The sequence below is a fragment of the Botrimarina sp. genome, from assembly GCF_040219535.1.
Taxonomy (GTDB): Bacteria; Planctomycetota; Planctomycetia; order Pirellulales; family Lacipirellulaceae; genus Botrimarina.
On sequence record NZ_JAVJSH010000025.1, the window covers coordinates 107,905 to 117,313 of the forward strand.

Sequence of the window (9,409 nt, forward strand, 5' to 3'; positions counted from 1 at the left end):
CAATCCAACCGACCCTCTTCCGACTCCAACCGCGAAAGCAAACGCCATGGCGATGCGACGGCTCGGCCAAGTGATGGTCGACATGGGCTTCATCGACGACGAACAGCTCGAGCTGCTCGTCGACGAGCAGAAGCAGCAACCCGGTCTGTTGATCGGGCGCGTCGCGATGGACATGGGCCTCATCGACGACGAGAAGCTCACCCAGGCGCTGGCCGAGCAGATGCTGCTCGACGTGGTCGTCGCGCACGAGGTGAAGATCCCCAAAGACGCGCTGGCGATGATCTCCGGCACGATGGCCCAGATGTACCGGGTCATCCCGATCCACTTCGACGAGGCCAGCGACACGCTCACGGTCGCCATGTGCGACCCGCAGAACATCGGCGTGCAGGACGAACTCCGCACGTTCCTGGGCCACAACATCAAGGTCCAGGTCGCGAGCGAGTCGAGCATCAACGCCGCCCTGGAGCGGTACTTCGGCGAGAACACCGAGAGCGTCGAGTCGATCGTCGAGTCGCTCGAGGACGACCAGGAGCTGGCCGCGGCCGCCGCGGCCCTGGAGGCCGAGGGGCCGATCGACCTCACCAGCGTCGAGGCCCTGGCCGACAGCGCGCCGGTCCGCAAGCTGCTGAACATGGTCTTGTTGATGGCGATCAAGGACCACGCGAGCGACCTCCACTTCGAGCCGTTCGAGGAGGAGTTCCGCATCCGCATCAAGGCCGACGGCGTGCTCTACGAGATGGTCCCGCCGCCGCGCCACCTGGCGTTCGCGATCACCACTCGCATCAAGGTGATGGCCAACCTGGACATCGCCGAGCGCCGCCTGCCGCAGGACGGCCGGATCGAGCTGAACGTGGGCGGCCACCCGGTCGACCTGCGCGTGAGCGTGCTGCCCACGATGTTCGGCGAGTCGGTCGTGATGCGGGTGCTGGACCGCAGCGTGGTCAACCTGAGCCTCGAGAACGTCGGCCTGGACAAGAAGACGATGGCCCAGTTCCGCGACGCGATCAAGAAGCCCAACGGCATCGTGCTCGTGACCGGGCCGACCGGCTCGGGCAAGACCACCACGCTCTACTCGGCCCTGTCCGAGCTGAACAAGGTCGAGGACAAGCTGATCACGACCGAGGACCCGGTCGAGTACGACATCGACGGCATCGTGCAGGTGCCGATCGACGCGTCGATCGGCAACACGTTCGCCGCGTGCCTCCGCGCGATCCTCCGCCAGGACCCAGACAAGGTGCTCGTCGGCGAGATCCGCGACCTAGAGACCGCCGAGATCGCGGTCCAGGCGTCGCTCACGGGGCACCTGGTGTTCAGCACGCTGCACACGAACGACGCCCCCAGCACGATCACGCGCCTGAAGGACATGGGCGTGCCGACGTTCTTGATCACGGCCACGGTCGAGGCGATCCTCGCGCAGCGGCTGGTGCGTCGGATCTGCAAGAACTGCAAGGAAGAGTACACGCCGGGCAAGGAGCTGCTGGACGACCTGGAGCTGACCGACGAGGACACCCGCGGCAAGAAGTTCTACCGCGGGGGGGGCTGCGAGATCTGCAACAACACGGGCTACAAGGGGCGCGTGGGGCTGTTCGAGCTGATGATCATGTCCAACAACCTCCGCGACATGATCATGCAGAACTGCCAGACCGAGGAGCTGCGCAACGCGGCGGAGAAGGAGGGGATGGTCACCCTCCGCACCGCGGGCCTGAGCGCGATGTACGAGGGGACCACGACCGCCGAAGAGGTGGTCCGCGAGACCGTTCTGGAAGCGTGAGGGAAGGGGCCTTCGGCTACCGGCCGGCGGCCCGCGGCGGCAACAAGTCAACCCGGCGAGAGAGAAGCTGACAGCCCAAAGCCGATAGCTGACAGCCGTTTCCGAAGGAAACAACCATGCCAACGTTCCAATTCGAGGCGATGGACGCCACCGGCGCCGAGATCAAGGACGTCATCGATGCGCCCACCGAGGAAGAAGCCCAGGCGACGATCCGCCAGATGGGCTACTTCGTCACGAAGATCAACGTCAAGAAGGTCCGCAAGAAGTCCGAGACCTCCGGGCCGGCGAAGAAGAAGCGCGGCTTCGTGTTCGGCGGCGTGAAGAGCAAGGACCTCACCACGTTCACGCGCCAGCTGTCGATCCTCCAGGACGCCGGCCTGCCGATCCTCCGCAGCCTGCGGATCCTCGCCGAGCAGCAGAAGCCGGGCCGCCTGAAGTACTCGCTCGAGGACACCTGCGACGAGATCGAGGGCGGGTCCACCCTCTCCGAGGCGATGTCCAAGAGCCCCAAGTGCTTCGACCGCCTGTACGTGAACATGATCAAGGCCGGCGAGGCCGGCGGCGCCCTCGAGCTGATCCTCCAGCGCCTGGCCGACTTCAAGGAGCGCGCCGAGTCGCTCAAGCGCAAAGTCCAGGGCGCGCTGATCTACCCGGTGGTCGTCATCACGGTGGCCGTGGCGATCCTCACGGGCATCATGATCTACATCGTGCCGTCGTTCCGCGACATCTTCACGGAGTTCGGCCTCGAGCTGCCCGTCATGACCGAGGCCCTGGTCAGCGTGAGCAACTGGGTCGCCAACTTCTGGTACCTGATCCCCGGCATCCCCGTGGCGATCGTGCTGTTCATCCGCCTGCTGCGGAAGTTCAAGCACGGCCGCATCGGCTGGGACCAGTACATCATCAAGGTGCCGATCTTCGGCCAGCTGATCGAAAAGAACACCCTCGCACGCACCACGCGAACGCTCGGCACGCTCATCGCCTCGGGCGTGCCGATCCTCGAGGCGCTCACCATCACGCGCGACACCGCCGGCAACGCGGTGTTCGAGCGGATGTACCAGAAGATCAGCGAGGCGATCCGCGAGGGCGAGGCGATCGCCAAACCGATGAAGGAGAACGCCATCCCCGGCTTCCACCCGGTCGCGCTGTTCTTCTGGTTCGTGTCGATGCCCGTGATCGGCGGCCTCCTCTACATCCTCAAGATGCGCCAGCCGATCGTCGACGAGATCGTCGTCAACATGGTCGACGTGGGCGAGGAGACCGGCGAGCTCGACACGATGCTCTACAAGATCGCCGACGTGTACGACGAACAAGTCGCCGTGCTCACCGACGCGCTCACCAAGCTGCTCGAGCCGCTGCTGGTCATCTTCCTCGGCGGCGCGGTCGGCTTCATCGTCATCGCGCTGTTCATCCCGCTCGTGTCGCTGATCGAGAACCTCAGCTGACACGTCAGGCGAGAGGCCGGAGGCCGGAGGCGGGAGGATAGACAGTCAGGGGCAAACCCAAACGACGGACTTAGAAGCATGCGGCAAGAAACAAAAAAACGCGTAGCGGAGCATCATTCCGCCTTCCGCCTTCCGCATTCCGCATTCGCCCGACACGGCTTCACGCTGGTGGAGCTTTTGGTCGTCATCACGATCATCGCGATCCTCGCCGGGCTGCTGCTGGCCGCCGCCGGCGGGGCGCTGGGGGCGGGGGCTCAGGCGCGGATCACGACCGACATCACGCAGATCACCACCGCGCTGGAGGACTACAACAACAACGTCGGCAGCTACCCGCCCAACGCGCAGACCAACCCTCAGGGCGGCCCGTTCCCCTATCTCGAGCCCGGCCACGCGAAGACGCTCCAGACCTTCAAGCGGCACTTCAAGCAGGCGTTCCCGTCGCACCGCGAGCCCGACGCGCTGCTCGCCGCGATGGTCGGCCTTGCACCCAACGGAACCGTCCCAAACAGCCCCAACCCGGGCGAGGTGCTCGTCGGCGGGATGAACGCGGCCGAGTCGCTCGTGTTCTGGCTCGGCGGCTTCAGCCAGGACCCCAAGTACCCGATCTCCGGCCCCGGCGGCCCCTCCTACACGTTCAATGACCTCGGGACCTCCGCTCAAGAGGACCCGATCGAGAACCGCGCGTGGACCTACCCGGCCAACGTGCAGAACCTCGGCCCGCGCACCGCCGAAAACTTCTTCGACCAGACCGACAACCGCTTCATCGTCTACAGCGACCCACGCAACCCGCAGGTCAGCCGGCGGATCAACTTCTGGTACCTGAAGCCCTCCGGCTCGCCGGCGCCGTACCTGTACTTCGACACGTCGCGCAGCTCTTCGGCTATTGCTCAAGAGGACCCGCCCGCTTCCACCATTGATGGCTACAGCGGCGGCCAAGAGGCCGCGAAGCTCAACGAGCTGGTCTTCGTGCACGCGATCAAGGCGCTCAAGGAGGACCGCTCCGCGCCCCAGCCGTTCAAGTTCGCCAACGACAACAAGTTCCAGCTCCTCCACCCGGGCGTCGACGAAGACTGGGGCGAGCTGCCGGTCGTGAACCCGACTCCGCCGAGCACGATTGTTCCTACCCAACCCGCGTTTAAAAACTGGTTGGTCGATTCAGGTGGGCAGGTGCTGTACCTCTACTACCCGGTCGGCCCGTGGACTCTTGAGCTCGCCGACACGTTGACGAACTTCGCCGACGGAACGCTGGCCGACGCGCAGGAGGAATGACCGTGCGCTGCAAGCAGCTTCGAATCCGGAATGCGGAAGGCGGAAGGCGGAAAGTGGAAAGCCATGACCCGCCCGCAAGCCCGATGTATTCCGCATTCCGCATTCCGATTTCCGCATTCGGCCCACCCCCCCCGGTCAAGAACCCACGCCGGGCAATCACCCTGATCGAGCTCCTCATCGCGATCGCGATCATCTCGGTCCTCGCGGCGCTGCTGGTGGGCGTGGCGGGCCGCGCGGGGGAGGTCGCGCGCGACGCGCGGACCCGCTCTCTGGTGGGGCGGATCCACACGCTGGTGATCGAGCGCTACGACCTGTACCGCACGCGGCGCGTCGAGCTGAACCAGAACGCGGTCGCGAACCTGGCGATCGACAGCAACAGCGACGACCGCTCGGACCTCGCCGGGATCTACCTGGACACGCTCAATTCGATCCAGGGGAACGCCGCCGCCCGCTTGGCCGGGCAGCGCGAGCTGATGAAGTTCGAGATGCCCGACCGCTGGACGGACGTGTGGGGCGGCCCGCTGCCGAGCATCGATCAGCTAAGCGATGAGGACTACGCCGCGTTTCCGCCGGCGTTCGTTACCGGGGCGATCCCGCTCCGCAACAAGTACCTGCGCGAGCTACGCGCGGCGGCCGGGCGCGATAACCGCTCCACCCTCATGGGGAACACGATCCCCGAGATCCTCGCCAACCAGTCGGCCGAGTGCTTGTACCTGATGGTGATGAACGCCACCGGCGACGGCGAGGCCCCCAGCCTGTTCAACGAGAACGACGTCGGCGACACCGACGGCGACGGCCTGCGCGAGTTCCTCGACGGCTGGGGCCAGCCGATCGGCTTCCTCCGCTGGGCGCCCGGGTTCGACTCGGACCTGCAGTGGTCGATCGCGTCGCTGCAGCGGCGGTACGACCGGCCGCCGACGGGGCTCTCGTCGGTCGAGGCGGTGCGCGAGGCGGTCCTCGAGGACCACGACCCGCTCGACGTGTTCCGCCTCGACACGCCGGCGCCCAGCCTCAGCCCGTTCGACGCCACGACCGACGCGCTCACCGTACGCGGCTGGCGGCTCGTGCCGCTGGTGTTCAGCATCGGCGCCGACGGCGAGGCGGGCATCGAGCCCGGCGTGGCGAATTACGTGGCCTACGCGAACCCGTACGCCGACGCGTCGGGCGGCGGGTCGACGATCGTGCGGATCGGCCAGCTCACGCCCGACTTGGAGGGTTACGCGGACAACCTGCACAGCCACAACGTGGGCTCGCTGAGCACGCGGCGGTAATTTTCCGCCGAATAGGACGCGGATCGACGCGGATCGAGCGGATGATCGCGGAGGAGGTTCGATGATTCAGATCGCCGGATGGCCGGGCGCCGTCGCGGGCCCGATGGGGTGACACCCTAGCCGCGAGCCTCCGCACCATCCGCGTTTATCCGCGTTCCATTCTTTCACCCGGAACGACATAGCGAACCGAATCGGCTCTGGCGCGCTCCCCGGCCTGACGGCCTGGGGCTCCCTGGGCCTAAGGCTGCCAGGGCTGCTGCAAAACACACGACGCGGCCGCAAATCGGCTTACAATAGAAGGATAGGCCGACCGGGCAAGGTGCGGCCTCTAGCTTCAGGTCCGGAGAAATGCGTCTGGCAAGAACCGCCACCCCCTCGCCGCGGCCGCCAAGCGGCGGCCCGCCGACAGCCGACAGCCGACAGCCGACAGCCGCCCCGCAGGGGCTCACGCTGGTCGAGCTGCTGGTGGTGATCGTGCTGATCTCGATCCTGGTGGCCACGGTCATCCCGGTCCTCGCCCCCGGCGGCGACGAGCGCCGGCTGCGCGAAGCGTCGCGCAACGTGAACGCGTACCTGCAGGGCGCCCAGGCCCGCGCGATCCAGACCGGCCGGCCCTTCGGCGTGGCCCTGCGTCGGGCGTCCGAGGACACCCAGAACGGCGCCGACAACGCGGCCGTCGTGCGGCTGGAGTACGTGGAGGTCCCGCCCGCGTACGCCGGGTTCGACGACGCGTCGCTGGCGCGGGTCTGCGTCGAGGAGCGAAACGGGATCCGTCGCTTCGCGCTGCAGTTCGTGCGGTACGGCGACACCCAGAACGACGGGCTGCCGGCGGGCGTCGACCGCGACCTCGCGCCGGACCGCTTCTTCCGCCCCGGCGACGAGGTCCACATCGGCGGCAACGTGTTCCGTTTCGTCGATCCGGCGATCTTCCTGTCCGTGCCGGGCATCGAACCGTTACGCTTCGGACAGGGCGACGCAGCGCTGCCCGTTTACCAGCTTTACGAGACCGGGGCCTCGGCTGCGGGTCGGTTCAACACCGCCGCGGGCGCGACGGGCGTGTTCCGCCTCACGCCGGCGAGCGGCATCGACGAGCGGATGCGGACCTACGGGCAGTCCGACGGCGTCGAGCCGGACCTGCGGCTGGTCTCGCTTCCGGGCGGCGAGGAATTGGCTTCGGCCGACCAATTGGCCCGCGCCGACGCGCAGCCGAGCTGGCTCGCCACGCGGCCGATGCCGTTCAAGGTCTACCGGCAGCCGGTCCCCGCGGCCGGCGAGCCGCTAGAGATGCCCTCCGGCACGGCGATCGACTTGCAGGCGTCGGTCCTCGGCAACGGGCGGCGGCTCTACAACCCGTCGGCCGACTACGTGCCCAGCTCCGACGAGTGGCGCGTCGACGACGACCCGATCATGGTCCTCTTCTCGCCCGAGGGGTCGGTCGACCGGATCGTCGGCGTGCCAGACTACGAATACCCGCTAAATCGGCCGCCAACGTTTCAGGACGCGCGCGTCAAGGAGACCGTGCTCTCGACCACGTGGCTCGCGCTGCTGGTCGGGCGGCGGAGCCAGATCCCGGCCGACCCGACGATCGTGCCCGGCGGCGCGGCGAGCTCGCTGGCCTACGCGAACCCGATCGACCTGGGCGCCGTCGCGACGAGCCTCTCGGAGGAAGAGGCCAAGGAGCTGACCGACCAGTTCAACTGGCTGAACCTCGAGAGCCGCTGGGTCGTGGTCGGCGGGCAGTCCGGCGCGATCACCACGGTCGACAACACGGCGGTCTACGTGCCGCCCAATGCGACCGGCCAGGTGCTGATGAACGACCAGCTCCGGGCCGCGCTAGAGAACGCCCCCCGCCGCACGTCGAGCGGCGGCCGCTGACCCGGCGGCCGTACGCGTCGCGTAGAGGTCGGTAGAACCGAAGCCTTTTGCAAGAAACAAACCCCAGAGCCTCGGGCGTCAGCCCGGGGAGTCGCTAGCCGAACCGGCCCGCACGCACTCCCCGGGCTGACGCCCGAGGCTCTGGCCTCCCCGCCAGGGGAAGAGAAACTCACGACGCAACCTCGATTCTGAGTATGACCCGCCCGCACCCTTACCTCCGGCCTCCCGCCTCCGGCCTCCAGCCGAAGCGCAGCGCCCTGACCTTGGTCGAGGTGTTGCTCGCGATGGGGTTGCTCACGCTGGGGCTGCTCGGCGTGGCGTCGATCTTCCCGGTGGGGGGGCGGTACGCGCAGCTCGGGGACATCGCCGACCAAGGGGGCGCGGTCGCGCAGGCGGCCCTGGACGACGCGGTGATCGAGGGCTACCTCGACCCGGAGAACTGGATCATCCACCAGAAGACGGCCCTCAGCGGCGGCACGGCGAGCTTCGTGAAGCTCACCACCGGCGACGGCCAAGCCGGAGCAGGCATCAACCAACTCGGCCTCGGCGAGGCCGCGGTGTGGCCAAGCCTGAGCGCGTTCGGCGTGACGAAACCGACCCGAGAGACCTTCATCGGCGCGCTCTTCGGCGGCGCGATCGTCATCGACCCGCTCGGCCTAGCCGGCGTGCTCTCCAACGCGCCGGCCAATGGCTTGCAGAACCCCGTGTTGTCTTCTCCGATGCGTCGGTTCCCGGCCACGATTGGCCCGCTGCCGACCTACAGCCCGTACTGGCAGTTGTGGATGTCGGGCGGTGGGAACTGGCCGGTCCGGCGGGCGACCGTCGAGCCGGTCCACTACGCGAATAGCCAGCTCGGCGTGCTGCGGAACCTGAACCTCTTGCGGGGGAGCCCCCCCGATTTCGAACGCCACCTGCGCAGCGCCGAGGCCGCTTTCACGTCGGCCGACGACCCGGCGCTGGTGGACCCGGCCAGCGGCGACGACCCGGTCCGCGGCCGCTGGGAGACCTGGCAGAACGGCTCGGCCGCTTACCCGTCGAGCCGCCAGTCGCGGCGCGACTACTCGTGGCTGTTCACCATCGCGCCGGGCTCCGCCCAGGCGGTGATCGACTGGGCCTCTCCGCCGTACAACTACCCGGTCGAGGTCTCGTCGGTGGTGTTCCACAAGCGGGTCGTGCCGTCGGACCCGCAGAGCGCGGTGGAGAACGAGCGGCTCGTGCGGGGTCAGGTGATCACCGCGAGCCCCGGCGGCGGCGAGCTGCGGCTGATCCGCACCGACACGACCGCGTCGACCAGCCCGTTCGAGGAGCTGCGGCCGGGCAACTACGTGATGGTGGTCGCGCCGCACCCGTCGGCTTCGGCGAGCCAGCCGGTGCTGGCGCTGCGGTGGTGCCGCGTGCTGCGGCTGGAGGGGGACACCGACGGCGACCTGATCACCGTCGCGCTGCGTAGCAGCGACTGGCCGTGGTTGCCCTCGGGCGCCGAGTGGCCGGCCGCGCAGACCTCCACCGCGCTGAGCGACGACCTCCGCGTGGCGATCCTGCCGGGCGTGGTGGCCGTCCACACGAAGACGATGCGGCTGGAGTCCTCCTCGGTGTGGGGGATGGATTAAAGGGGAGGGAAGAGGGAAGAGGGAAGAGGGAGGAGGGAAGCGGGAAGCGGGAAGAGGGAAGCGGGACGCGGGAAGCGGGGTGTCCGACGGGCATGATGCGACACGCCGCAGGGGAACCGGAGCCTCGGGCGTCAGCCCGGGGAGCTGCGGGCCGCGAGACCGAGTGCGGCA

At 68.0% G+C, this 9,409-nt stretch carries 6 protein-coding genes; all 6 read left to right on the plus strand.

From position 1 onward, the window contains the following. The first annotated feature begins 46 nt into the window (after positions 1 to 46). The 6 genes from RIC11_RS15485 (at position 47) to RIC11_RS15510 (ending at position 9,238) form a co-directional block, all read left to right on the plus strand. A complete protein-coding gene (locus tag RIC11_RS15485; RefSeq protein ID WP_350212889.1) occupies positions 47 to 1,771 on the plus strand; it encodes a GspE/PulE family protein in 1,725 nt (574 codons plus the stop codon). 116 nt (positions 1,772 to 1,887) lie between these two features. Further along, complete coding sequence (locus RIC11_RS15490) at positions 1,888 to 3,213, plus strand: type II secretion system F family protein (protein WP_350212891.1); 1,326 nt, start codon at positions 1,888 to 1,890, stop codon at positions 3,211 to 3,213. Positions 3,214 to 3,291: 78 nt separating this feature from the next. Next, entirely contained in the window at positions 3,292 to 4,482 is a 1,191-nt protein-coding gene (locus RIC11_RS15495) for a prepilin-type N-terminal cleavage/methylation domain-containing protein (protein ID WP_350212893.1), read from the plus strand. Positions 4,483 to 4,565: 83 nt separating this feature from the next. After that, positions 4,566 to 5,753 carry a prepilin-type N-terminal cleavage/methylation domain-containing protein gene (locus tag RIC11_RS15500; protein ID WP_350212895.1) on the plus strand — a complete coding sequence of 396 codons (1,188 nt, stop codon included), beginning with the start codon at positions 4,566 to 4,568 and terminating at the stop codon, positions 5,751 to 5,753. A 348-nt stretch (positions 5,754 to 6,101) separates the two neighbouring features. After that, positions 6,102 to 7,628, plus strand: a complete 1,527-nt coding sequence (locus tag RIC11_RS15505; protein WP_350212897.1) for a prepilin-type N-terminal cleavage/methylation domain-containing protein — start codon at positions 6,102 to 6,104, stop codon at positions 7,626 to 7,628. A gap of 194 nt (positions 7,629 to 7,822) precedes the next feature. Further along, positions 7,823 to 9,238 (plus strand): hypothetical protein, encoded by a 1,416-nt coding sequence (locus RIC11_RS15510; protein WP_350212899.1) that lies wholly within the window; start codon positions 7,823 to 7,825, stop codon positions 9,236 to 9,238. The last annotated feature ends 171 nt before the right edge of the window (positions 9,239 to 9,409 follow it).

Coding starts and splice junctions, on each gene's coding strand:
- RIC11_RS15485 (WP_350212889.1), top strand. CDS start 47: ATGGCGATGCGACGGCTCGGCCAAGTGATGGTCGACATGGGCTTCATC.
- RIC11_RS15505 (WP_350212897.1), top strand. CDS start 6,102: ATGCGTCTGGCAAGAACCGCCACCCCCTCGCCGCGGCCGCCAAGCGGC.
- RIC11_RS15495 (WP_350212893.1), top strand. CDS start 3,292: ATGCGGCAAGAAACAAAAAAACGCGTAGCGGAGCATCATTCCGCCTTC.
- RIC11_RS15500 (WP_350212895.1), top strand. CDS start 4,566: ATGTATTCCGCATTCCGCATTCCGATTTCCGCATTCGGCCCACCCCCC.
- RIC11_RS15490 (WP_350212891.1), top strand. CDS start 1,888: ATGCCAACGTTCCAATTCGAGGCGATGGACGCCACCGGCGCCGAGATC.
- RIC11_RS15510 (WP_350212899.1), top strand. CDS start 7,823: ATGACCCGCCCGCACCCTTACCTCCGGCCTCCCGCCTCCGGCCTCCAG.